This is a genomic window from Ruegeria sp. CI5 (genome assembly GCF_056536885.1).
Map to the genome: position 1 here is coordinate 742,926 of NZ_JBQFQN010000001.1, position 21,689 is coordinate 764,614.

Annotated in this window: 23 protein-coding genes and 1 other RNA gene; 13 read left to right on the top strand and 11 right to left on the bottom strand. The window is 60.8% G+C overall.

Annotated features, from left to right (window positions below; translation table 11 throughout):
* Positions 1-114: 114 nt before the first annotated feature.
* From acuI to ACR0BA_RS03755, 5 genes are all read right to left on the bottom strand, one after another.
* Positions 115-1,110: an acryloyl-CoA reductase gene (gene acuI / locus ACR0BA_RS03735; RefSeq protein WP_170338698.1), complete on the bottom strand. Its 996-nt coding sequence runs from the start codon at positions 1,108-1,110 to the stop codon at positions 115-117.
* Positions 1,111-1,198: 88 nt separating this feature from the next.
* On the bottom strand, positions 1,199-2,302 hold the full coding sequence (locus ACR0BA_RS03740) for a dimethylsulfoniopropionate demethylase (protein WP_170403220.1): 1,104 nt from the start codon (positions 2,300-2,302) through the stop codon (positions 1,199-1,201).
* Entirely contained in the window at positions 2,303-2,830 is a 528-nt protein-coding gene (locus tag ACR0BA_RS03745) for a DinB family protein (RefSeq protein WP_170403223.1), read from the bottom strand.
* The gene (locus ACR0BA_RS03750) at positions 2,830-3,534 is read right to left on the bottom strand and encodes a DUF1326 domain-containing protein (protein WP_093962001.1); all 705 of its coding nucleotides are present in this window, start codon (positions 3,532-3,534) and stop codon (positions 2,830-2,832) included. Before ACR0BA_RS03750 ends, ACR0BA_RS03745 begins: the two co-directional genes overlap by 1 nt.
* A gap of 4 nt (positions 3,535-3,538) precedes the next feature.
* A complete protein-coding gene (locus ACR0BA_RS03755; protein ID WP_480726501.1) occupies positions 3,539-4,330 on the bottom strand; it encodes a DUF2182 domain-containing protein in 792 nt (263 codons plus the stop codon).
* Positions 4,331-4,415: 85 nt separating this feature from the next.
* On the opposite strand from ACR0BA_RS03755, the gene ACR0BA_RS03760 reads away from it, so the two are divergent.
* The 8 genes from ACR0BA_RS03760 (at position 4,416) to ACR0BA_RS03795 (ending at position 10,713) form a co-directional block, all read left to right on the top strand.
* Positions 4,416-5,147 (top strand): FadR/GntR family transcriptional regulator, encoded by a 732-nt coding sequence (locus ACR0BA_RS03760; protein ID WP_005983321.1) that lies wholly within the window; start codon positions 4,416-4,418, stop codon positions 5,145-5,147.
* Between the two features lie 127 nt (positions 5,148-5,274).
* Positions 5,275-6,675 (top strand): selenium-binding protein SBP56-related protein, encoded by a 1,401-nt coding sequence (locus ACR0BA_RS03765; RefSeq protein ID WP_480726502.1) that lies wholly within the window; start codon positions 5,275-5,277, stop codon positions 6,673-6,675.
* A gap of 13 nt (positions 6,676-6,688) precedes the next feature.
* Positions 6,689-7,339: a hypothetical protein gene (locus ACR0BA_RS03770; RefSeq protein WP_170339290.1), complete on the top strand. Its 651-nt coding sequence runs from the start codon at positions 6,689-6,691 to the stop codon at positions 7,337-7,339.
* 64 nt (positions 7,340-7,403) lie between these two features.
* The gene (locus ACR0BA_RS03775; RefSeq protein WP_170339292.1) at positions 7,404-7,766 is read left to right on the top strand and encodes a DUF4345 family protein; all 363 of its coding nucleotides are present in this window, start codon (positions 7,404-7,406) and stop codon (positions 7,764-7,766) included.
* 35 nt (positions 7,767-7,801) lie between these two features.
* Positions 7,802-8,149, top strand: a transfer-messenger RNA (tmRNA) gene (ssrA, locus tag ACR0BA_RS03780).
* 101 nt (positions 8,150-8,250) lie between these two features.
* Positions 8,251-8,682 (top strand): ester cyclase, encoded by a 432-nt coding sequence (locus tag ACR0BA_RS03785; RefSeq protein ID WP_093961996.1) that lies wholly within the window; start codon positions 8,251-8,253, stop codon positions 8,680-8,682.
* Positions 8,683-8,897: 215 nt separating this feature from the next.
* Positions 8,898-10,172 carry a chromate efflux transporter gene (gene chrA / locus ACR0BA_RS03790; RefSeq protein ID WP_480726503.1) on the top strand — a complete coding sequence of 425 codons (1,275 nt, stop codon included), beginning with the start codon at positions 8,898-8,900 and terminating at the stop codon, positions 10,170-10,172.
* 76 nt (positions 10,173-10,248) lie between these two features.
* Positions 10,249-10,713 (top strand): SspB family protein, encoded by a 465-nt coding sequence (locus ACR0BA_RS03795; RefSeq protein WP_480726505.1) that lies wholly within the window; start codon positions 10,249-10,251, stop codon positions 10,711-10,713.
* 40 nt (positions 10,714-10,753) lie between these two features.
* On the opposite strand, the gene ACR0BA_RS03800 is transcribed toward ACR0BA_RS03795, so the two are convergent.
* On the bottom strand, positions 10,754-11,281 hold the full coding sequence (locus ACR0BA_RS03800) for a hypothetical protein (RefSeq protein ID WP_480727455.1): 528 nt from the start codon (positions 11,279-11,281) through the stop codon (positions 10,754-10,756).
* Positions 11,282-11,525: 244 nt separating this feature from the next.
* On the opposite strand from ACR0BA_RS03800, the gene fumC reads away from it, so the two are divergent.
* Genes fumC through ACR0BA_RS03820 form a run of 4 tightly spaced genes read left to right on the top strand, consistent with a single transcriptional unit; the run spans position 11,526 to position 13,977 of the window.
* Positions 11,526-12,920: a class II fumarate hydratase gene (gene fumC / locus ACR0BA_RS03805; RefSeq protein WP_480726507.1), complete on the top strand. Its 1,395-nt coding sequence runs from the start codon at positions 11,526-11,528 to the stop codon at positions 12,918-12,920.
* Positions 12,920-13,096 carry a DUF4169 family protein gene (locus ACR0BA_RS03810; protein WP_170338717.1) on the top strand — a complete coding sequence of 59 codons (177 nt, stop codon included), beginning with the start codon at positions 12,920-12,922 and terminating at the stop codon, positions 13,094-13,096. The genes fumC and ACR0BA_RS03810 overlap by 1 nt, the downstream gene beginning before the upstream one ends.
* The gene (locus tag ACR0BA_RS03815) at positions 13,093-13,323 is read left to right on the top strand and encodes a ribbon-helix-helix domain-containing protein (protein ID WP_093961991.1); all 231 of its coding nucleotides are present in this window, start codon (positions 13,093-13,095) and stop codon (positions 13,321-13,323) included. The genes ACR0BA_RS03810 and ACR0BA_RS03815 overlap by 4 nt, the downstream gene beginning before the upstream one ends.
* Positions 13,324-13,374: 51 nt before the next feature.
* On the top strand, positions 13,375-13,977 hold the full coding sequence (locus ACR0BA_RS03820) for a DNA-3-methyladenine glycosylase I (protein WP_480726509.1): 603 nt from the start codon (positions 13,375-13,377) through the stop codon (positions 13,975-13,977).
* 2 nt (positions 13,978-13,979) lie between these two features.
* On the opposite strand, the gene ACR0BA_RS03825 is transcribed toward ACR0BA_RS03820, so the two are convergent.
* The 4 genes from ACR0BA_RS03825 to ACR0BA_RS03840 all read right to left on the bottom strand — a co-directional run bounded on the left by ACR0BA_RS03825 (position 13,980) and on the right by ACR0BA_RS03840 (position 18,385).
* Positions 13,980-14,861, bottom strand: coding sequence for a fructose bisphosphate aldolase (locus ACR0BA_RS03825; protein ID WP_480726510.1), 882 nt, complete (start codon positions 14,859-14,861; stop codon positions 13,980-13,982).
* A gap of 72 nt (positions 14,862-14,933) precedes the next feature.
* Positions 14,934-16,283 carry a cytochrome P450 gene (locus tag ACR0BA_RS03830; protein WP_480726511.1) on the bottom strand — a complete coding sequence of 450 codons (1,350 nt, stop codon included), beginning with the start codon at positions 16,281-16,283 and terminating at the stop codon, positions 14,934-14,936.
* Positions 16,280-17,554, bottom strand: a complete 1,275-nt coding sequence (locus ACR0BA_RS03835) for a hypothetical protein (RefSeq protein ID WP_480726513.1) — start codon at positions 17,552-17,554, stop codon at positions 16,280-16,282. The genes ACR0BA_RS03830 and ACR0BA_RS03835 overlap by 4 nt, the downstream gene beginning before the upstream one ends.
* A gap of 78 nt (positions 17,555-17,632) precedes the next feature.
* Positions 17,633-18,385: a cytochrome c biogenesis CcdA family protein gene (locus ACR0BA_RS03840; RefSeq protein ID WP_170338729.1), complete on the bottom strand. Its 753-nt coding sequence runs from the start codon at positions 18,383-18,385 to the stop codon at positions 17,633-17,635.
* Positions 18,386-18,490: 105 nt separating this feature from the next.
* Between ACR0BA_RS03840 and ACR0BA_RS03845 the strand changes: the two genes are divergently transcribed.
* On the top strand, positions 18,491-18,730 hold the full coding sequence (locus tag ACR0BA_RS03845; RefSeq protein ID WP_170357716.1) for a sulfurtransferase TusA family protein: 240 nt from the start codon (positions 18,491-18,493) through the stop codon (positions 18,728-18,730).
* A 39-nt stretch (positions 18,731-18,769) separates the two neighbouring features.
* Here ACR0BA_RS03845 and ACR0BA_RS03850 read toward each other — a convergent pair whose 3' ends face one another.
* Entirely contained in the window at positions 18,770-21,472 is a 2,703-nt protein-coding gene (locus tag ACR0BA_RS03850; protein WP_480726515.1) for a ribonuclease E/G, read from the bottom strand.
* Positions 21,473-21,689 lie beyond the last annotated feature (217 nt).

Here is a 21,689-nt window from a genome sequence, read left to right on the forward strand (position 1 = left end):
ATCATGATCGGGAAATGTGGCAATGACCAGAGTTGTTTCCGCGAAAAATCCAATCCCCCGGACAAAAAAGACCGGCCCTGTGGCGGGCCGGTCTGGCACAGAAAAAACCAAGGCTCAGGCGTTCAGGTCAACGACCACGCGCCCCTTGACCTGACCGTTTAGGATGTCGGCACCCAGCTTCGGAAGATCATTCAGAGTGGCCGGCTGAATCATCGCTTCCAGCTTGTCCATCGGCAGATCCGAAGCCACCCGCTGCCAGGCCCGCAGTCGGTTGTCGAACGGCTGCATCACACTGTCGATTCCCAACAGGTTGACCCCACGCAGCAGGAATGGAATGACGGTCGCCGGCAGGCCCGCGCCACCGGCCAGACCGACCGCTGCCACCGACGCGCCATACTTCATCTGACCCAGAACGCGCGCCAGCATTGCGCCTCCGACGGCATCAACGCAGCCCGCCCAGGTTTCGCTTTCCAGCGGACGTTTGGTGGTTTCGTTCAATTCGTCACGCGGCACGATCGACGTCGCACCAAGTGCCTTCAAATAGCCTTCGGTTTCGGGGCGCCCGGTCACAGCCGCAACTTCATATCCCAGATTGGCCAGGATCGCCGTGGCAACCGAGCCGACGCCCCCGGCTGCACCGGTTACCAGAACCGGTCCGCGGTCGGGCGTCAGACCGTGATCTTCCAGCGCCATCACCGCCAGCATCGCGGTAAAACCGGCAGTTCCCACGGCCATGGCCTGGCGCGTGCTCAACCCCTCGGGCAGAGGCACCAGCCAATCGGCCAGCGCGCTGGCCTTCTGGGCGTATCCGCCCCAATGCGCCTCACCCACGCGCCAACCGGTCAGCACGACCTTGTCGCCGGGTTTGTACCGGTCGTCCGAGGATTCTTCGACAGTTCCGGCATAGTCGATCCCGGGCACATGCGGATAATTTCGGACCAGACCGCCGCCCTTGGGCGACATGCACAAACCATCCTTGTAGTTGACGGTCGAGAACTCGACGGCCACACGTACTTCACCATGCGGCAAGTCATCTTCCGAGATCTGCTTGATCACCGGGCTGGCCAGTCCGCTTTCCTCGTCCTTTTCCATCACCAAAGCGTTGAACATATTCCAATTCCTTTCATTGACCGTGGCCCGAGCGATTTCTCATCTGGCCCAAATACTTCCCGGGCGCGTCCCGCGCGCCCTTCCCGGCTCAAATCCAGAACTTGTCCTGCACGATTGCAGTCCGCATTCCAGACGGCGTTTCGACTTCGACCTGCGTTCCCGGATCCCAATGGCTCAGCCGCAGCATACCGATCGACACGTTGGTTTGAAAATCCGGCGACCAGGTAGCCGAGGTCACCTGGCCCACACGCTTGCCGCCGCCATAGACCGGCCACGGCCGATCGCAGTGGGGCACCGCGTCTCCCTCAATCGCGATCGGACGGATTTGCTGAACCGGCCCCTCTTTGGCCACCCGCAACAGCGCATCCCGCCCGATGCAGCCAATGGCCGTATGCGTGTTGCAGAACTTGCCCAACCCGCATTCATGGGGCGTGTTGTCATCGGTCATGTCATTGCCGTAAGACAGCAACCCGCCCTCGACCCGCTCGATCAGGTTGGGGCAGCCCGCCCGAACCTGCAGGTCCTCTCCGGCGGCGAAAAGCGCATTCCACAAGGGCATGCCGACGTCGCCGCCTTCGACATAGATCTCAAACCCGCCCTGTTTGGAATAGCCCGACCGCGCAATCGCCAGATCACGCCCCTCGAACTGGAACATGTCGAACTTGAAGAAGCGGATATCACGCACCCGGTCGCCAAAGACCCGCGCCATCAGGTCATCCGACTTGGGTCCCTGCACCGCCAAAGGCGAAACGTCCGGCTCATCCACCAGAACATCCAGTCGATATCCGTTGGCCAAGCCTTTGACCCACAACAGCAAATCGCTGTCTGCGATCGAAATCCACCAGCGGTCATCCGCCAGTTTCACCGCCACGGGATCGTTCAGCATCCCCCCGGTTTCGTCCACGATCGGCACATAGTAGCACTGGCCCGGCAACATGCCGCGCAGGTCGCGCGGGGTCAGCATCTGCATCAGCCGCGCGGCATCGGGGCCTCGCAGTTCGACCTGCCGCTCGCATGACACGTCCCAGACCTGCACATGGGTCTTGAGATGCCGATAGTCGGCCTCGACACTTTCAAACACCGTCGGCAGCAACATCCGGTTGTACACGGTATAGCCTTTGACACCGGCCGCCTCGACCCCGTCAGAGAACGGCGTGCGCCGCAGACGGCGCGACAAAGAAATCTGTGGCACTTAGACCTCCTCGGGCAAGAAAACGAGATCACTGACCGGAGCCCCAGACCCGGCCTCGGTCAGCATTTTGTGGATTTGTCCCCGGTGATGCGTTTGATGATTAAATAAATGCATCACACACACGGCGTAAGGTAATGTAATGTCTTCTTCTTTTGCTGCGGAATACCAAGTGAACGGTCCCGAGATTGGCTCGTCGCCCAGTGTTTCAACCCATGCATCGATCCGCGCATCGATGGTCTCGCGCAGTGGAAGCCAGTGCGCCAGATCCGAGCACAGGTGGACGCTTTCGTGAATACCGCCGCCCTTGCGGTGCGGATTGCTTTCAGGCCCCGGACCTTTGTCGAACCGCGACATCCAAATCCAGTCGCCCCACAGCAGATGGCTGGCAGTCCCCAGGATCGACCCGAAAAACGCACCGCGTTCCCGGGTCAACTCCTCGGGAGAAAGCTCTTGAAGAAAACCCGCCAACTGGCTGTTCTGCCAGCGGTTATAGCGGGCCATCTGCCGAGCATAGGCGCCGGTGATCATCACTTGGGTCCGTGCCAGTCGATCGGGCAGATTTCGGCCGATTTGCCGCCGAAATCCCAGACACGACCATAGTCGCGCACCTTCGACTTGGTGCCACGCGCCACGATGATGTCCGGACCCATCCAATATTTGGAATTCGAAACCATGACAGGATGTTCGGGGTCTTTGCCTGCCAGCATCTCGATCTCACCCTGGATCTTGCGGCCGATGACGATGCGGCGTTTGTTGCCGTCGCGCTCGATCTGCACCGGAGCACGCTCGGCGCCGATAATTTCACTCACCAGCATCGTGAACAGCCCAGTGGTTCCACCGGCCTGCCCGCTGAAAATCTGCAGCAGACCGTTGTACGCCTTGCCACTTGCGCGCTCATCCACGTAAGCGGCAACCTTCCACTGGCCTTCGCCCATCCGGCCGGGAATATCGACCAGCAGACCGACGTTCAGACCCGACAAGTCCTCACCTTCATAGTGTCCCTCGTCGATGATCACGCCCATCCAGGCATGACAATGCCCTTCGGTCGGAGGATGAGCCCCAAGCGAAACCACGCAGGGGCAGAACACGTCGCAGGAGCAGTTCAGGATAAGCTCACCCTTGATGGCCCAGTCCGTCGGGCTCATCTCTCGGCGCTTGGGATTCGGCATCCGGCTGTCAATTCGCTGACTGACCGGCAGCTTGTCGGCATCGGGTTTTCTGTTTTTTGCCATCGGCTTATCCTCCGTATGCAATTGGGTAGATCAGCAGCCCAAGGCCACCTACAATCAAAGCGAAACCCAGCGGCCGTGTCAGAACATGACCGATCTGGGGCAATTTCTCCAACACCATGAACAGGGTCGCCAAGCCCATCCACAGCAGGCTCATCACGCCTCCGACGAAGCCAAGCGCCATGAACCCCCAGCAGCAGCCGACACAAAAGGCGCCAAGCCCCAGCCCCATGCGCAGACCGCCAGAGAACCCGGTGCGCCAGTGTCCAAGGAAATAGGTCATGGGTGCATGACACACCCCGTGACACACCTCCTTGGCTCGGGTGAACTGAAAGGCGCCGACGGCGATCAGAAGACCGGCAGCAAAGAGCGGAGATTTGGCAATGCCCAGCATGTCGATCACGCCTCCGAACAGCAACGCCAGCTGAAAACCTGTGATCAACGCGGCGAACCCGGCCCAGACCACGAAATAACCCAACAGAACGCCGACCCACCCGAGCCTTGTACCATTGGCGCTTTGGATCAAATCCTCATAGCTTCTCAGTGTTGGAACCAACGTCGGAAGCATCATCGCGGCCATCATGATCGCCCACATCACGAACAGCGGGCCGAACTCGGCCATCGGCATGTGCATGTCCATGCGGGGATCCATCGCACGCATCGCTTCGGCCATCGGCCCGGGTCGGCCAATCCAATCGACGCCCATGTCGCGGCTCATGGTGTACATCACCCACCAGGCCCACAGGATCAGGACGAAAAAGCCCAGCCACAAACCGTTGCGTAGAAGTGCCCGACTCATGTTCCCTCCCGACTCGGTGCTTGCTTTTCAAATGTCAGACTTTTAAATGTCAGACAAATAAATTTTTCACGGCGGCCTGCAGAATATGAAAATCGATCCTCAGAAAAGCACCGACCTGTCTGCACAGATCGCCCAGGCCATCCGCGATGCCATCGTATCAGGAGAGCTGATCGTGGACGAGCGCCTGCCCTCGGAATCCGAGCTGGCGGACCAGTTCCAGGTGTCGCGCCCCACTGTGCGCGAAGCGCTGAAACGGCTGGCGGCGCAATCGCTAATCCGCACCCAGCGCGGCGCGACGGGGGGTGCCTTCGTCAACCGGCTGAGTTTCCAGGACGCCTATTCTCAGCAGATCACGACTTCGACGCTGCTGCTGTCGATGAACGAGGTCAGTTTCGACACCGCTTGCGAGGCCCGCTATGCGTTGGAGCGGGCCTGCGCGCCCCTGTCGGCGCAGCGGCGCACCGCGGATCAACTGGCGACAATGCGCGCGGAAATCTTCCGCCAGGCGCAACCCGGTCTGACGGATGAGGCCTTCTGTGCGTCGGACGTGGCCTTTCACCGGGCGCTGGTCGATGGTGCGGGCAACCCTGTGCTGTCCTATCAACTGGCCGGAGCGGTCGAGGCGATGCAGCCCCTGATGAACATGATCACCTTCACCGCCCGCTCGCGCGAAGAGATCATCCGCCTGCACAGCAAGATTGCCGACGCGCTGGAGGCGCAGGACGCCGAAACAGTCGACGCCGCTCTGGTCGAGCTGGAAACCTACACACGCCGCCTGGCCCATGATGTGGCCGAACGTCGGCGGAAACCGGCCTGAAGACACTCTGAATACTTCTTGACGCATCACATCAACGGAAAGGACACTCGAGCAGGCAGACCATCATCCGGCGGGAAGACCGGCGCTCTCAATAAAATTGATTTTCAATGACTTACGGGAGGACGTTATGAACAAAAGACCGGATCCAACATTTTATCCATCCGCCAAGATGGCCATGGAGGCCCCGCCCGAGACCTTGGCCTTCACCCTGATGCTCAGCCCCGATTTTTCGCAGCCCGATGGCCTGGCCGTCGTGAATGTCGACCCAACTTCGGGCGATTATGGCAAGATCGTTCACAAGGTGATGATGCCCAACAAGGGCGACGAGTTTCACCATTTCGGATGGAACGCCTGTTCCTCGGCCCTCTCTCCGCTGACCGGCCACGCTTTTCTTGAGCGCCGGTACTTGATCATCCCCGGTATCCGTTCCAGCCGGATCTACGTGATTGACGTGAAAGAGCCGCTGAAGGCCAAAATCCACAAGATCATCGAACCCGAAGAAGTCTTTGCAAAGACGGGATATTCCCGCCCCCACACGATCCATTGCGGACCCGAAGGTATCTATGTCAGCACCTTGGGTGGCGGCGGACCAGATGGTACTGACGGCCCTCCGGGCATCTTCATCATGGATTGCGAGACCTTCGACATCATCGGACGTTACGAGATCGAGCGCGGCGTGCAGGACAAGCACTATGATTTCTGGTGGAACTTGCCGCGGGACTACATGGTCAGTTCCGAATGGGGCCTGCCACCGCAATTCGAGAACGGGATCGTGGCCGAGGATCTTCTGTCCAACAAATATGGCCACCGGATCCATTTCTGGAACCTGCGCGACCGCACCAACATCCAGACCATCGACCTGGGCGAGAACCACCAGATGGCGCTTGAAATCCGGCCGGCGCATGACCCGGTCAAGCAATACGGGTTCTGCGGCGTGGTGGTCGATACCACCAATCTTCAGGGCGCGATCTTTACTTGGTGGCGCAACAAGGATGGCAGTTTCGAGGCCAAGAAGACCATCACGATCGACCCGCAACCCGCTGATCCTGATGATCTTCCCGATCTGCTCAAAGGGTTCTCGGCGGTACCGCCGCTGGTGACCGACATCGATCTGAGTCTGGACGACAAATACCTATACGTCGCGTGCTGGGGCACCGGTGAAATGCACCAATACGATGTTTCGGACCCGATGAAGCCCAAGCTGGCCGGCAAGGTCGAGATCGGCGGAATCGTCAAGAAGACCAAGCATCCCAACGGCCAGGACTTTGGCTATGGCCCGCAGATGGTCGAGATCAGCCGTGACGGCAAACGCGTCTATTGGACCAATTCGCTCTATTCCACATGGGATGACCAATTCTATCCCGGCGATCGCGGCGCTGCGATGGTCAAGGCAGATGTAGGCGAAAAAGGCGGCCTGACACTGGACAAGGATTTCTGGGTGGACTTCCCGAAAGGGTATCGCAGCCACCAGATCCGGCTTGAGGGAGGAGACTGCTCCACCGACAGTTTCTGCTACCCTTCGGTCTGAATTGGACGTCTTGATGACATCGACGGCCGGCCTCTGGCTGGCCGTTGTTCTGAGCGGTGCCTATCACGGGTTGAACCCCGGTATGGGCTGGCCGTTGGCCGTGTCGGCGGCATTGATGGAGCAACGCCAATCCGCTCTCTGGCGCGCGTTGGCAGCGCTGGCGGGCGGGCATTTTGTGGCGATGCTGGGTGTTTTGCTGCCCTTTGCGCTGATGACCATCCTTGTAGACTATCAGCGCGAAATCCGGATTGGAGCGGCCCTGATCGTGATCGCTATGGGCCTCTACATCGCGATCACCCGGCGCCACCCACGGTTTCTAGCGCGTGTACCGCCCAGCCGGCTGGCGCTGTGGTCGTTTCTGGTGGCGCTGGCGCATGGTGCGGCGCTGATGCTGGTCCCGATCTATCTGGGCCTGTGCGGGCTGGACGAGCTGGATACCGGCCACAGAGCCGTGTCAGAGATCATGGGCACCAATGGCCTGCTGGTTCTGGCTGTGGCCGCGGTCCATACGGGCGCTATGATGCTGGGCGGCGGTGCGCTGGCCTTCGCGGTCTATCGCTGGCTGGGCCTGCAGTTTCTGTCTCGCAGCTGGTTCAACCTGGAAATGGTCTGGGCGCTCAGCCTGATCCTTGTGGGGGTGCTCGGCCTCTGGGCCGCAATCTGAGGTCTTCCCCCTGCCCCGAAACAGATTAGGTTCGACGGGCAGGCATTTGAAAAGCGAGGCCCCCATGACCGGAACACTCAACATCATCGCAGCCCTTCTGACCATCGGCTTTGGCCTGTTCGGCTTTCTGGCTCCGGCCTGGACGGCGGCCTCGCTGGACCTTGCGCCCACCAACAGCACGATGGGCCTCAGCGAGATGCGGGCCTCGGTCGGCGGGCTGTTTGTCGTGACCGGCATAGCTGTATTGTGGCTGAACCACCCGATGGCCTACGCGATGTTGGGCGTGGTCTATGGCGGCGCGGCGCTGGGTCGGTTCGTGTCCGTACTGCTGGACAATCCACCGTTGGCCAAAGCGTTGACCTTCGGCGGAATCGAGCTGGTGCTGGCGATCTGGCTGATCGCAGCCAACCTCTTCAAGCCCGCGTGAAAGGTTGGAAAAATCGCCATGATCCCGCGCTTTGAGGGTTTGCATCCGCAAATATCCTCACCTATATAAATCCTGTCCTTCGGGACTATGGACATAAACGCGCTCGTAATAAGCGGATCGGACCCGGGGGCGGTACCCGGCGGCTCCACCATACATCCTTCATTTGGGGATCATGGGGCCGAAACAGGATCGACGAACGTCTAAAGGGGTTAGCTTTGTCTCGGCTGTCTGCCACCGTTACCGGCGAAAACAGTACAATTGCAAATGACAATCGTGCTCCGGTTGCAGTTGCTGCGTAAGCAGTAACCAGACCGAAACTTAAGTCCTTGCGCCTAGCCGCGTAAGGCGGGGTTCGCAGGTACCTGGCAACAGAAACCTGCATTTCCCTGGATTTTGTCTGAGTTTTTGCTCCGAATTTGGCCGCCATTCAGAAACTGTTCACTCCTGTCATTCAAAGTAGCGGAATACAGACAGGAGAGTTGGGATGACTCATTCAGAGATACTCAGGGCCTGGTATTCCGAGGTCTGGGAAAAAGGCAATATTGACGCGATCGACCAGTATTTTGCCCCGGAAACGATGGCCGAAGGGCTGATACCCGAAATGCAGGTCGGGGCGGACGACTTTCGCGACCTGGTCATGGCCTTTCGGCACGTTCTGGGCGAAATCCAGGTGGACTTGCCCAAAATTATCGAAAACGGCGATTGGGCGTCGGCCGTTCTGCATGTGCGGACCTCGCGGGCGGACAACGGCGCGCCCTTGGAGGTCACAGGCCAAGTTATGGCGCGCTTCAAAGGTGACAAGATGGTCGAAGCTTACAACCAGTTCGACTTCGTTTCCCTGTTCGAACAGCTCGGCCAGTTCCCGCAGGATACCTTGCCCGTTTGCATGACAGGGCAACGGCTGGACTGGGCCTGAACCGGTTCTTGACCGCGCGTGCTGACCCCGAGTAGCAAGAGCACACGGGGTCAGCATGTGAACGCCCTGCCCGGCGGCAGCCCGGGTTCGCATGTCTCCAAATCCAAAGGGGCACATGCCATGGCTGCGCAATTTCCAATGATCGCTGGTGGTCGGATCGGCACCTATGCTCCGAATATCGGATGGAGCCGCCCGAGGACCGCCGAAACCGGCGCATGCAGGGCGGATCCCCTGTAGTGAACCCCTCACTGTCAGAACTGGTCCTAGTGTTCGGCCGCATCGGCCTCCTCTCATTTGGTGGCCCAGCGGCACAGATCTCATTGATGCACCAGGAATTGGTCGAACGGCGGCCATGGTTGGATGAGCAGAGCTTTCTGCGCGCGCTGTCGTTGTGCATGTTGCTGCCCGGCCCCGAAGCCATGCAACTGGCCACCTATGCCGGTTGGCGGCTGCGGGGGGTGCCGGGCGGGCTGATTGCCGGCGGCCTGTTCGTTCTGCCCGGAGCGCTGGTGATAGCCGTGCTGGTCGGCCTGTATGCTGCCTACGGAGACCTTCCCCTGGTCCAGGCTGCATTTCTCGGGATCAAGGCCACGGTTATCGTGATCGTTCTCCAGGCGGTGCTCAATCTTTCTCGCAAAACTCTATCTGGGGCAGAGCCCGGGATTCTTGCGATACTGGCGTTCCTGGCGATCTTCGCTCTGAATCTACCTTTCCCCCTGATCATTCTGGCCGCGGCTGTCTGGGGCTTTTCACGTAAGCCTTCAGAGCAGCCTTCAGTTTCGCAGAATGTCGATACCGCCTTGGCTCGGCCCGCGCGGACCGCAGCGCTCTGGCTGTTTCTTTGGTTGGCTCCGCTGGTGTTGTTGACCCTTTCCGACCAGACGTTGCTAAGCGATCTGGGCTGGTTCTTTGCACGATTGGCAGTAGTCACTTTCGGCGGGGCCTATGCGGTGCTGGCCTACATGACCCAGACGGTCGTCGAAAACTATCAATGGATCTCTACCGATCAGATGATCGACGCGCTGGGGCTGGCAGAAACAACCCCCGGCCCATTGATACTGGTCACGCAATTCGTCGCCATGCTCGCCGGGCAATTGGCGGGCGGGATGTCCCTTGCGCTGGCAGCCGGGGTCGTTGCGCTGTGGGCGACCTTCGTTCCGTGCTTCCTGTGGATATTCGTTGCCGCGCCTTACTTGGACGTCATAGCACAAAGACCAAGACTGTCGGGCGCATTGCGCGCAATTACCGCGGCGGTCGTCGGTGTGATTCTCAACCTGTCGGTGTGGTTCGGACTGCATGTCCTGTTTGGAACCATCGGAGAAGTCCAGATTGGTCCGATCTCACTACCCATTCCGTTTTTTTCGACCTTGGACATCGCAGCCGTTGGATTGACGTCCCTTGCCGGACTCTTGATTTTCATAAGAAAAACCGGTCTGGCAATGACGCTGGGCATCATGATAGGAGCAGGCGCAATCCTGCATCTGGTTTGAACAATCAGACGCAACCCGCTCTTTCGTTTCCGATCAAATCCCTTATGCTTGGGATAACCACTTTCGAGGATGACACATGTCGCAAGGCATTGACTACGGCAACTTGATGCACACCGCTATGCGCGGGCTGATCAAGACTGTTCTGAAGCGCGTTTCCGAAACCGGATTGCCCGGCGCGCACCATTTCTTCATCACGTTCGATACCCGTGAGCCCGGCGTCGAAATCGCTGACTGGCTGCGCGAACGCTACCCTGACGAGATGACGATCGTGGTGCAGCACTGGTTCGAAAATCTCGAGGTTGGCGAGGACGGATTTGCCATCACGCTGAATTTCGGTGACGCTCCGGAGCCGCTGTATGTCCCCTATTCGGCCATCCAGACATTTGTCGATCCGTCGGTCGAATTCGGGCTGCGCTTCGAAAGCTCGGACGAAGAGGATGAGGACCCGGCGGAAATCGATGTCGAGTCGATCGAGGTCGAACCCGAAGACGAGCCGCATCATGATGCGGATATCGTATCGCTGGACAGCTTCCGCAAGTAATTCGTATCCATTCGACCAGGCTTCGCTTTTTTGGCGGAGCCTATTGTTTTTCCAGGAATGTTTCGACTGAACGCGACTTCTGTCCATCTCTGAACCGAGAAAAGGATAGGTTCAGCCCACCCTCGGCCAGCGTCCGGTCATACTGCTGCAATTCGTACCCGCCGTCCTCATCTATGAACAGCGAGAAGACGGTCAGCGTTTCCCCTTCGATCCGGCCCCAGACAAAAGGCTCACCCTTCATTGGGTCCAGCGGAACCTCATGACCGAAGACATTCCGCTTCATGGCTGCGGAATAGATGTTGTTCCTATCAGAAGGTCGGAACTCGACCGAAAAGCTTTGTTCTTTCACCCGACCGTCGGCTTTGTAGGTGGTAGTCTTCCATTTGACCACGAACCCTTCGCCGGTCTCTGCGATCGAAACGCTCATGTCGCGCGGGGTCGACGATCCGTCCGCATCCACCAGGTTGGCAGATCCGACATAGTCGCCGACAAAGGGACCGATGTCCTGCGCCCATCCTGGAGACGCCAACAAAATTCCAAACGCCAGTATCGACAGCCATCGGGCCATTTGCGCGAAAAATGAGGTCCGGTCTGAGCGATTCATGGTTCTTTCTCCGCGATTGCCTTCTTTATCTTAGCTCAGCCGGGAACGGGCACAATGGTACGGCCCTGTGACCAACCAAGAAAAGTGACGCACACCGCATGGCTATACCTTTTTTGCCCTTCGGACTAAGGTGCGCGCAACTGGCCGATTGCACCATAGCTTAGCTGCGGTTAAACGGCATGCGACTGCATACCAGACGGAGTGACAGATGTCTCAGACCCGCACCGAATCCGACAGTTTTGGCCCGCTCGAGGTTCCTGCCGACAAGTATTGGGGGGCGCAGACGCAGCGCTCGATTATGAACTTCCCCATCGGATGGGAGAAGCAGCCCGTCGCCATCGTGCGCGCGCTGGGCGTGGTCAAGAAGGCCTGCGCCATGCAGAACAAGGCCACGGGCAAGCTGGACGCACGCATCGCCGACGCCATCATCCAGGCCGCCGGCGAGGTGATCGAGGGCAAGTTCGACGACAATTTCCCTCTGGTCGTCTGGCAGACCGGATCAGGCACCCAGTCGAACATGAACGCCAACGAGGTCATCGCGAACCGCGCGATCGAGATCCTGGGCGGCGTGATCGGCTCCAAGGATCCGGTGCACCCGAACGATCACTGCAACATGGGGCAATCGTCGAACGACACCTTCCCCACCGCAATGCATATCGCCACTGCAATGAGCGTGCGTGACGTGCTGCTGCCGGGGCTGGAGAAGCTGGCCGCCGGGCTCGAGCAGAAGTCCGCGGAATTCAACGACATCATCAAGATCGGTCGCACCCACACGCAGGACGCGACTCCGCTGACCCTGGGCCAGGAATTCAGCGGCTATGCCCATCAGATCCGTCAGGGCATCGCCCGCGTGAGCGCCGCCATGCCCGGCATCTACGAGTTGGCACAAGGCGGCACCGCCGTCGGTACCGGGCTGAACACCCAGAATGGCTGGGCCGAGGCCGTTGCCGCCAACATGGCCGAAATCACCGGCCTGCCCTTCGTCACCGCGCCCAACAAATTCGAGTCGCTGGCCGCTCATGACGCCATGGTGTTCCTGTCGGGCGCCTTGGCCACCGTTGCGGGCAGCTGCTACAAGATCGCCAACGACATCCGCTTCCTCGGCTCGGGTCCGCGCTCGGGTCTGGGTGAACTGATCCTGCCGGAGAACGAGCCCGGCTCGTCGATCATGCCGGGCAAGGTCAACCCGACCCAAGCCGAGGCGCTGACCCAGGTCGCCGCCCACGTGATGGGCAACGACGCTGCGATCAAGTTCGCTGGCAGCCAGGGCCATTTCGAGCTGAACGTCTACAACCCGATGATGGCCTACAACCTGCTGCAGTCGATCCAGCTGCTGGGCGACGCAACGGACAGCTTTACCGAGCGTATGCTGCTGGGCACCAAGGCCAACGAGGCGCGCATCGACAAGCTGATGAAAGAATCGTTGATGCTGGTGACCGCCCTGGCCCCCACCATCGGCTATGACAACGCCACCACGGTCGCCAAGACTGCGCACAAGAACGGCACCACGCTGAAGGAAGAGGCCATCAAGCTGGGCTTCGTCGACGAGGCAACCTTTGACGCCGTCGTGCGCCCCGAGCAGATGATCGGGCCCAAGGACTGATGGGCAAGCCGGTCAATCTGAACCGGTATCGCAAGGAAAAGGCGCGGGCCGAGAAAAAGGCCCGCGCCGACCGGAACGCGGCGGCGTTCGGGCGCAGCAAGGCGGACAAACAGCTGGACAAGGCCCGTGCCAACAAAGCCCGCCGCGATCTGGACAATCACGAGCTGGATGAATGAGCGGCCCGCCCGTCAAACGCTCGCTGACCCTCAAGGGGCACCGCACTTCGGTCTCGCTTGAGGACGAGTTCTGGCAGGCGTTTCGGGACATCGCCAAGGCAAAAGGTCTACCTATCAACGTTTTGGCCTCGGAAATTGATGTCGCGCGCGACCCCGAAACCGGGTTGGCGTCGGCCATTCGCGTCTTTGTTCTGAACTGGTATCGATCACCCGATCGCAGCCCTTGATCTGATCCCCGTCGGTGTCTAGGCTGATGGTGAACAAAAGGGGTACATTCGATGCGCGAACTCGTGACCGGGCCGGATGGCCAACCGCGATGCGGCTGGTGTCAGGCCGCGCCGGAGTTTTTCGACTATCACGACAATGAATGGGGTTATCCGGTAGGTGACGACCAGCGCCTGTTCGAGAAGCTCTGCCTTGAAAGCTTCCAGTCCGGCCTCAGCTGGCGCACCATTCTGGCCAAACGGGAAAACTTTCGAAAAGTCTTTTCCGAGTTTGATTTCAACGTGATGGCCGGTTTTACTGATGCAGACACTGAGCGCCTGCTGCAAGATTCCGGTATCATCCGCCATCGCGGCAAGATCGAGGCGGTGATCAACAACGCCCGCCGCGCACAGGAGCTGGTGGACGAAGCCGGCTCGCTGGCGGCCTATGTCTGGCGGTTCGAGCCCGAGACCCCTCCTGCGCCGCAGACGGCCTCGACTTCGCCCGAGTCGGTCGCCATGTCCAAGGACCTGAAAAAGCGCGGGTGGAAATTTGTCGGCCCCACCACGGTGTTTGCCTTCATGCAGGCGATGGGGCTGGTGAATGACCACGCCACAGGCTGCGCCATGCGCGAAAAAGCGGCGCAGATGCGCCGCTTGTTCATCAAACCGGTCTGACCTCAGACCGAGGCGCAGTAGATCTTGTCGATATTGCTGCCAAGGACCGCGTTGAACTCGGCATCCGACTGCTGTTTCGACAGCCCCTCGGTCAGCGCGCGCGAGAAAGAGGCGATCATCTTGCCGTTCTGCGCCAGCAAGTCACAGGCCTCGTCGGTCGAATAGCCGCCCGACAGCGCCACCACCCGCAGAACACGCGGATGGTCGGCGGCCTCGTCATACAGGTTGGGTGTGCTGGGCAGGGTCAGCTTCAGCATGACATCCTGCCCCTCGCCCAACTCGTCGAGGTTCTTGAGGATCTCGGCCTTGAGGATCTCTTCGGCCTCGGCCTTGGTGTCCGACTTGATGTTCACCTCGGGTTCAATGATCGGAACCATGCCGGCCGCGATCACCTCGCGGGCCACGTCGAATTGCTGTTTCACCACGGCGGCAATGCCCTCGGCATTGGCCTCGTGGATGACCGAGCGTTCCTTGGTGCCGAACACACCTTCGGCCTTGGCCAGCGTCTCGGCCAGGCCCGGGATGGGCTTCATCAGCTGCACGCCGTTGGCGGTGTCCTCCAGCCCCTTGTCGATCTTGAGGAACGGCACGATGCCTTTGACCGACCACAGGTAATCGGCCACCTTGCGACCGTCGATTTCCTCGCTCAGCGTGCGTTCGAACAGGATCGCGCCGATCACTTTGTCGCGGGTGAAGTCATCGGCCAGGATGATCCGGGCGCGCATCTTCTGGATCTCGGCAAACATTTCCTCGTCCGAGCCATAGTCGGACGGCTGCACCCCGTACAACGCCAGCGCCTTGGGCGTCGAGCCGCCGCTCTGATCCAAAGCCGCGATAAAACCCGCACCGTTGATCATCTGTTCGCGCTGTTCAGCCTTGGACATAACACTTTCCCGTTCAGTAATGATTCCGCTTTTCCAACCGCATACAGCATGGCGCGGGGCGATGATAGTTTGTTAGCGCTCAACCACGCGCAGCCAAATTCCGTCGCGGGACCGGACCGTCAGATGCGCCACCGTGACCGGGGAGCGGCCCTCGACAGGTTCGAACCGGTATCGGCGCAGAAGGGTCGACAGGATCAACGGCCCCTCGACCATCGCAAACCCCGCCCCGGTGCAGACGCGCGGCCCAGCCGAAAACGGAATGAAGGTCGCCCGCTGGCAGGCTTTGCCGTTTTCGGTCGCCCAGCGGGCCGGGTCAAAGCTGTCGGGGTCCTCCCACAGCCGTTCATGCCGGTGCAGGTGCCATGGGCTGATCACGATCTGAGCGCCCTTGGGCACGTCGCGGTCGCGGAAGCGTTCAGGGCATGTGGCCTCGCGCACCATCATCGGGACCGGGGGATAGAGGCGCAGCGCCTCGCGGAACACATCGCGGCTGATGCGCAGTCTGGACATGCTGGCAAAACTGATTTCATCCTGCGCGCAGGCCTCCTCGGCCACGCGGTCCTGCCAGTCAGGATAGGCGGCCATCAGGTACAGCGTCCATGCCAGGGCCGAGGCGCTGGTCTCGTGCCCGGCCAGAAAGAAGATGGCCACCTGATCGATCATCTCATCGGTATCGAAACACTGCCCGGTCAGGGGGTCGGACGTGGTCATGATCTTGGTGGCCAGATCGTCGGGCGCGGCGCCGGCGGCGATCTGCGCGGCCCGCTCGCGGGTCAGGCGGGCGATCAAGGCGCGGATTTCAGTCGCCGCACGGCGGGTCTTGCGCGGGTGGAACCGAGGCACCCAGCCTGGCAGCGGCACGAAAGCCGCAAGGTTCAGCAGAGGTTGCTGCCGCTGATAGGCGCGGAATTTCTCGAACACCTGTGCGGCGATTTCGTGCTCGATAGGCACCGAGAACAAGGTGCGAAAGATCACGTCGGCGGCGGCATGGCTGGTGACCTCTTCGATCTCGACCGGCACGCCCGTCCTGTCGCGCAGGCGGTCGGCGCAAGCCTCGGCCGAGGCCAGCATCGCGGGAAAGGTTTGTTTTAGCCGCCCGCCCTCGAAGGCCGGGTCGATGATGCGGCGCTGGCGCTCCCAGGTCGCGCCATTGGTCAGGAATACCGATTGGCCTAGCAGGGGCCGCAGGCCTTCGCTGATCCGGCCGGATTTCGGGAAATCCTGAGGACGGTGTTTCAGAACCCGGTCGATCAGCTCGGGCTGGTTGATCAGGTAGGACCGGAAGAACGGGGTGCGGAACTCGGCCATCCAGGCGCGGTACAGGCGTTGCGGCTGGGCCGACAGGATGTCACGCCGGAACAGGCGCAGGTATTGCCACAGAGATACCTTGTCCGGTCTGGCGGGCGGCTTGGGCGGGGTCATGCGCGCACCGTCCGGTACTTGGACACCGCCCGCTCGATCCGCGATTTCGACGGCGCCCGGCCGGCGAACCGAGCGCCCAGTGTCAGCGGGCCGGCCGTGATGCGGAAATAGTCATAGTCGCTAGGCCGGTCGAACGCGCAAAGATACTGGAAATGCAAACGGAAGAACCGCCAGCGCAACGCGGCCCAGCGTTCGGGCGACAGGGTTTGCGTAAAAGCGGCTGACAGAACCAGCGGCCACCGCTTGCCCGGCCCGGCAACCCCGCTGACCGCAACCGGATCACATAGGGCAAAGGCGCAGCCATCCCCGGGTGCCGAGACATCGACCCATGTCAACTGCTCGGTCTGCGACAGCAATTGCAGGTCGGACCGCAACCGGCCGGCCCGCGGCAGGAATGACACCATCGGCACCACCTGCCCCAATGTCAGGAACGACAGGACCGGGCCATCCGGTGGCACCTCGCCCCGCCGCAGCAGGTCGGCCAGAACCGAAACCCCCAGATGGGCGCCGGAACTGTGGCCCACCACCAGAACCTCATCGACGGGCGACCGTAGCGCTGCCGCAATAGTGGCACGGAATTCGTCCAGCCGAGCCTGCAACTCGGGCGGCGTTTCTCCCCGCAGCCGCGCAGAATAGGCATAGTCGTGCATCAGGTAATAGGCGAACAGGCGGTTGTCGATCTTTCGGAACCAGCGCAAGACCCACCAGCCCGCCAACACGCCAATAGCCAGGCTGAGATACATCCGCGCCGCAAAATAGGGACCGAACAGCGCGGGTCCTTCCACAGCTTCAACCAACCAATGCATCGCGGACTCGGACAACATTGCCACACCGTAGAAGACCAATCCCGCCAGCGCCAACTGCCCCAGCAACATCGCCACCGGATAGAGTGCGGCGATCACCGGTCCTTTGCGCAGCCGCATCAGCCGCCACAGCGTGCCAGTCGAGATGTAGATCGAGGCCGTGCACAGCAGTTGCCAGTAGGTCGCCGGGATCGAGCTGTCCATGCTGTCGCGCACGATGTCGGACCAGAATAAAACCTCGACATCCGTATCTACTTCGGCCCCGTCCTGCTCCGACCGGACGTGCCAGCCATAGGGGCCATCGCCCGTCTTGGCCGAGACCTCCAACCGATACCCGGAAATCGCTGACTGCGCGCGCCCCTCTTTCCGATAGAGTTCGCGATAGCGGCGGGGATGGATCGGATCATAGCCGGGGATATAGAACACCCGGCGTCGTTGTACCCCAGATTGCGGAACCTGACTGCTCATGCCTTTGCCCTTGTTGCGGGCAGGTTAGCGCAGCGATGTGGCCAAGGTAAGGCCCGATCATCGCGACCGGGCGCCGCGTCAGCCCAGAGTGGCCAATGCCGGGAACGTCTCAAGCAGCCACCAGCTGAACTCGGTGAACAGACCCGTCACCAGCATGATGCCGACGACCAGCAACAAGCCACCCATGACTTTTTCGATCGTTCCCATATGCGGTTTCAGCTTGTTCATCACCGCCATTGAACGGTTCAGGAACATCGCAGCCAGCAGGAACGGTATGCCCAGACCCGCCGCGTAGACGCCCAGCAACAGCGTGCCCCGCGCCACCGAGGCCTCGGACGCGGCCAGCGACAGAATCGCGCCAAGCTGGGGGCCGATGCAAGGGGTCCAGCCGAATGCGAAAGCCAACCCCAGGATGTAAGCCCCGAAGACCGAGCCGCCGGAGTCCCCGGTTTCGAGCCGCGCTTCGCGGTCCAGGATCGGAATTCGGAACACGTTCAGGAAATGCAGGCCGAACACGATCACCACCAGACCCGAGGCCTTGGCGAACAGTTCCTGGTTCTGCAGCACGAATGCGCCGAAGGCCGAGGCCGTGAAGCCCAGCAGCAGGAACACCGTCGACAGTCCAAGAACGAAGAACAGCGCTGACAGAGTCGCCTTGCGTCTAGCCTGCGCCTGATCCTGCATCTCGTGAATGGTCACGCCGCTCATGTAGGCCAGATAAGGCGGCACGATCGGCAACACGCAGGGCGACAGAAAACTGATCAACCCGCCGACCAGCGCGATGAACATGGCGGGCAGCAGCCCCGCGTCGATGATATCGATTCCGAACATGCCACTGCACATAGGATATCCAGTGGGGCGCGTCACGGGGCCATTCGGTCACATCCTCGTGGTTGCCGGCTGGACAGCTGTGCGCCATGCAAATATCTGAGAGCCATGACACAAGAAGCCGAAACACTGGATGCATTGGGCCTGCTGTGCCCCCTGCCCGTCCTGAAAGCCCGCAAACGGCTCAAGGCCATGCCTGCGGGCTCCCTTCTCCGGGTCCTTGCCGACGATCCGGCCGCGATCGTCGATGTACCTCATTTCTGCTCGGAGTCCGGGCACGAGCTGATCGGGATGGAAGAAGCTGCGGATCACCACGTCTTTCTCATTCGGAAAAACGGCGGGACCTGAAAGAAAAAAGGCGGACAATACTGTCCGCCTTTTTTTGTCTTATTGGCCCAGTGACCACCAACCGCGCCGTTTGGGCTTGGCCGGAGACGGCTCGGGTTCTTCCGCCACCGTCTCAAGCACCGGCTCTGCGGCGTCCTCGGCTTTTTCTTCTGTTGCCGCTTCCGGCGCTTCCGCCACGGGCTCGGCATCTGGCGTTTCGACTTCTGCCGCTACCTCGGGCTCACTCTCTTCGACCGGCTCCTCGGCTTGCGCTTCGGGGGCGTTGTCCTCAGCACCCGCAGCCTCATCAGCAGGCGTTTCTGCGGCCGCCTGAACCGCTTCTTCGGCCACCTCGGGTTCCGGCGCGGGCGCCTCTTCGACTTCGGCCGTCTTCTTGCGGCGCGGTGCCCGACGTTTTTTGGGCTGGGCCGATTTTTCTTCGGCCTGTTCCGCTTCACCCTCGGTCACGTTTTCGGCGCCAGCTTCTGCGGTCTCAGCCGGAGCGGATTCAGACTCTGCGGTCTTTTCCGTCCCGGACTCCTCGGGTTGCGCCTCGGTGGTCGCCTTGTCTTCCGCAGCTTCGTCAGAACTGGTTGCCTCGGCCTGCTCGCCGTTACCGCCGTTCTTCTTGCGGCGACGCCGGCGGCGCTTGCGCTTCGGCTTAGCTTCCTCTTCCGCCTGTTCCGGCTCGACGGCGCTGTCTTCAACCTCGTCCTCGGAATCCACCAGATCCATCAGCGATGCCGTCGCGGACACCACCGGCGCAGACGCTTCGGGAACGATCCGGCTGGCCGTCTTGAACTTTTCCATCGAGAAGTCAGGGCTGACCAGATGAGTGTCGCCTTCGATCCGAACCGACAGGCCATAGCGGGCTTCGATCTGCGCGATATGCTCGCGCTTCTGGTTCATCAGGAAGTTCGCAATGCTGACCGGACACCGCACCAGCACCTCGCGCGAGCGGCGGCGTGTGCCTTCCTCTTCAATCTGACGCAGGATCGACAGAGCCATGTTGTCGTCCGAGCGGATCAGACCGGTGCCATGGCAGGACGGGCAAGGCTGTGTGGTTGCCTCAAGCATTCCTGGGCGCAGGCGCTGGCGGCTCATCTCCAGCAGGCCAAAGCCCGAGATCCGTCCGACCTGAATACGGGCCCGATCGGTCTTCAGCTTGTCCTTCAGGCGCTTTTCGACCGCCAAGTTGTTCTTGCGCTCGTCCATGTCGATGAAGTCGATGACGATCAGACCGGCCAGGTCGCGCAGGCGCAGCTGGCGTGCAACTTCCTCGGCGGCCTCAAGGTTGGTCTTCAGCGCAGTTTCCTCGATCGAGCCTTCTTTGGTGGCGCGGCCCGAGTTCACGTCGATGGCAACCAACGCCTCGGTCACGCCGATCACGATATACCCGCCCGATTTCAGCTGGACCGTCGGGTTGAACATCCCCGCCAGATAGCTTTCCACCTGATAGCGCGCGAACAGCGGCAGTTGGTCCTCGTACCGCTTCACGTTCTTGGCGTGCGACGGCATGATCATCTTCATAAAGTCTTTGGCGATGCGGTAGCCACCTTCGCCTTCGACCAGAACCTCGTCGATGTCCCGATTGTAAAGATCACGGATCGACCGTTTGATCAGGTCGCCTTCCTCGTAGATCTTTGCAGGAGCGATCGATTTGAGCGTCAGTTCGCGGATCTGCTCCCACAGGCGCTGCAGGTATTCGTAGTCGCGCTTGATCTCGGACTTGGTACGCTTGGCGCCGGCTGTACGGATGATCAGACCGGCGCCCGTAGGCACGTCGATCTCGGATGCGATTTCCTTGAGCTTCTTGCGGTCCGCGGCGTTGGTGATCTTGCGGCTGATGCCGCCCCCGCGTGCGGTGTTCGGCATCAACACACAATACCGGCCGGCCAGCGACAGGTAAGTGGTCAGCGCGGCACCCTTGTTGCCACGTTCTTCCTTGACGACCTGCACCAACAGAACCTGGCGCACTTTGATGACTTCCTGAATCTTGTAGCGGCGCGGGCGTGGTTTGCGCGGAGGACGGATATCCTCGCTGTCATCATCATCCGCAACCGACTCGATCGTGTCATCCTTGGCAGCCGCATCCGGCTTGGCCTCATCAGCTTCGGCGTCAGCGTCGTCCGCTGCATCCGCGTACGGCTCGTCTGTTTCGACCGGTTCAGCGGGTGCGGCGTCAGCTTCGACTTCGACCTTTTCGTCCGCCGGTTCGTCACTCGCGTCTTCACTCGGCTCTTCGACCGGAGTTTCAGCGACCGTCTCCATCGGAGACGTGCCTTCGGGCACATCCTGATCAGCGGCCTCTTCCTCAAGCAGGTCGATGGTTTCCATGCCCGTCGGTTCGGCGGATACGTCCAGCGTTTCGACCGGATCGTCCGTCTTGACCTCTGCCGCTTTCGAGCGCGACCGCGAGCGGCGCTTTTTGGGCTTGGATTCTTCGGCCTCGTCCCGCGCCTTCATTGCCTCGGCATAGGCGCGCTCTTCCTCCATCAGGGCTTCGCGGTCCGCGACCGGAATCTGGTAGTAGTCCGGATGGATTTCCGAGAACGCAAGGAAGCCATGCCGGTTCCCGCCGTAGTCAACAAAGGCCGCCTGCAGCGAAGGTTCGACGCGCGTTACTTTTGCCAGGTAGATGTTGCCAGCAAGCTGGCGTTTGTTTTCGGATTCAAAATCGAACTCCTCGACCTTGTTTCCGTCCACCACCACGACGCGGGTCTCCTCCGCGTGGGTGGCATCGATAAGCATTTTCTTTGCCATGTGTCCTTGGTGCACCGCGCCAAACGCGTTGTCCTAACCTGTCCAGGCGGACAGGCGCATCTGGGGTGGTGTCTTGTCTGGGCGATTACGGACGGCGCGCGGCAGGGATCGGCGCTGTGGCCCCCTGCCCGTATACTCAATCGTAGCGCGCGCGTCATCGCGGTTCTTCTCCGACAGGCGCGAACACGCCGCTGCCTGCCCATTATTCCTTTCGCCC

Bases quoted from the DNA above. Each gene is read 5' to 3' on its own strand.
- acuI (WP_170338698.1), bottom strand. From the start codon at position 1,110: ATGTTCAACGCTTTGGTGATGGAAAAGGACGAGGAAAGCGGACTGGCC.
- ACR0BA_RS03745 (WP_170403223.1), bottom strand. From the start codon at position 2,830: ATGATCACCGGCGCCTATGCTCGGCAGATGGCCCGCTATAACCGCTGG.
- ACR0BA_RS03750 (WP_093962001.1), bottom strand. From the start codon at position 3,534: ATGGCAAAAAACAGAAAACCCGATGCCGACAAGCTGCCGGTCAGTCAG.
- ACR0BA_RS03755 (WP_480726501.1), bottom strand. From the start codon at position 4,330: ATGAGTCGGGCACTTCTACGCAACGGTTTGTGGCTGGGCTTTTTCGTC.
- ACR0BA_RS03760 (WP_005983321.1), top strand. From the start codon at position 4,416: ATGAAAATCGATCCTCAGAAAAGCACCGACCTGTCTGCACAGATCGCC.
- ACR0BA_RS03765 (WP_480726502.1), top strand. From the start codon at position 5,275: ATGAACAAAAGACCGGATCCAACATTTTATCCATCCGCCAAGATGGCC.
- ACR0BA_RS03770 (WP_170339290.1), top strand. From the start codon at position 6,689: ATGACATCGACGGCCGGCCTCTGGCTGGCCGTTGTTCTGAGCGGTGCC.
- ACR0BA_RS03775 (WP_170339292.1), top strand. From the start codon at position 7,404: ATGACCGGAACACTCAACATCATCGCAGCCCTTCTGACCATCGGCTTT.
- ACR0BA_RS03785 (WP_093961996.1), top strand. From the start codon at position 8,251: ATGACTCATTCAGAGATACTCAGGGCCTGGTATTCCGAGGTCTGGGAA.
- chrA (WP_480726503.1), top strand. From the start codon at position 8,898: ATGCAGGGCGGATCCCCTGTAGTGAACCCCTCACTGTCAGAACTGGTC.
- ACR0BA_RS03795 (WP_480726505.1), top strand. From the start codon at position 10,249: ATGTCGCAAGGCATTGACTACGGCAACTTGATGCACACCGCTATGCGC.
- ACR0BA_RS03800 (WP_480727455.1), bottom strand. From the start codon at position 11,281: ATGGCCCGATGGCTGTCGATACTGGCGTTTGGAATTTTGTTGGCGTCT.
- fumC (WP_480726507.1), top strand. From the start codon at position 11,526: ATGTCTCAGACCCGCACCGAATCCGACAGTTTTGGCCCGCTCGAGGTT.
- ACR0BA_RS03810 (WP_170338717.1), top strand. From the start codon at position 12,920: ATGGGCAAGCCGGTCAATCTGAACCGGTATCGCAAGGAAAAGGCGCGG.
- ACR0BA_RS03815 (WP_093961991.1), top strand. From the start codon at position 13,093: ATGAGCGGCCCGCCCGTCAAACGCTCGCTGACCCTCAAGGGGCACCGC.
- ACR0BA_RS03820 (WP_480726509.1), top strand. From the start codon at position 13,375: ATGCGCGAACTCGTGACCGGGCCGGATGGCCAACCGCGATGCGGCTGG.
- ACR0BA_RS03825 (WP_480726510.1), bottom strand. From the start codon at position 14,861: ATGTCCAAGGCTGAACAGCGCGAACAGATGATCAACGGTGCGGGTTTT.
- ACR0BA_RS03830 (WP_480726511.1), bottom strand. From the start codon at position 16,283: ATGACCCCGCCCAAGCCGCCCGCCAGACCGGACAAGGTATCTCTGTGG.
- ACR0BA_RS03835 (WP_480726513.1), bottom strand. From the start codon at position 17,554: ATGAGCAGTCAGGTTCCGCAATCTGGGGTACAACGACGCCGGGTGTTC.
- ACR0BA_RS03840 (WP_170338729.1), bottom strand. From the start codon at position 18,385: ATGTTCGGAATCGATATCATCGACGCGGGGCTGCTGCCCGCCATGTTC.
- ACR0BA_RS03845 (WP_170357716.1), top strand. From the start codon at position 18,491: ATGACACAAGAAGCCGAAACACTGGATGCATTGGGCCTGCTGTGCCCC.
- ACR0BA_RS03850 (WP_480726515.1), bottom strand. From the start codon at position 21,472: ATGGCAAAGAAAATGCTTATCGATGCCACCCACGCGGAGGAGACCCGC.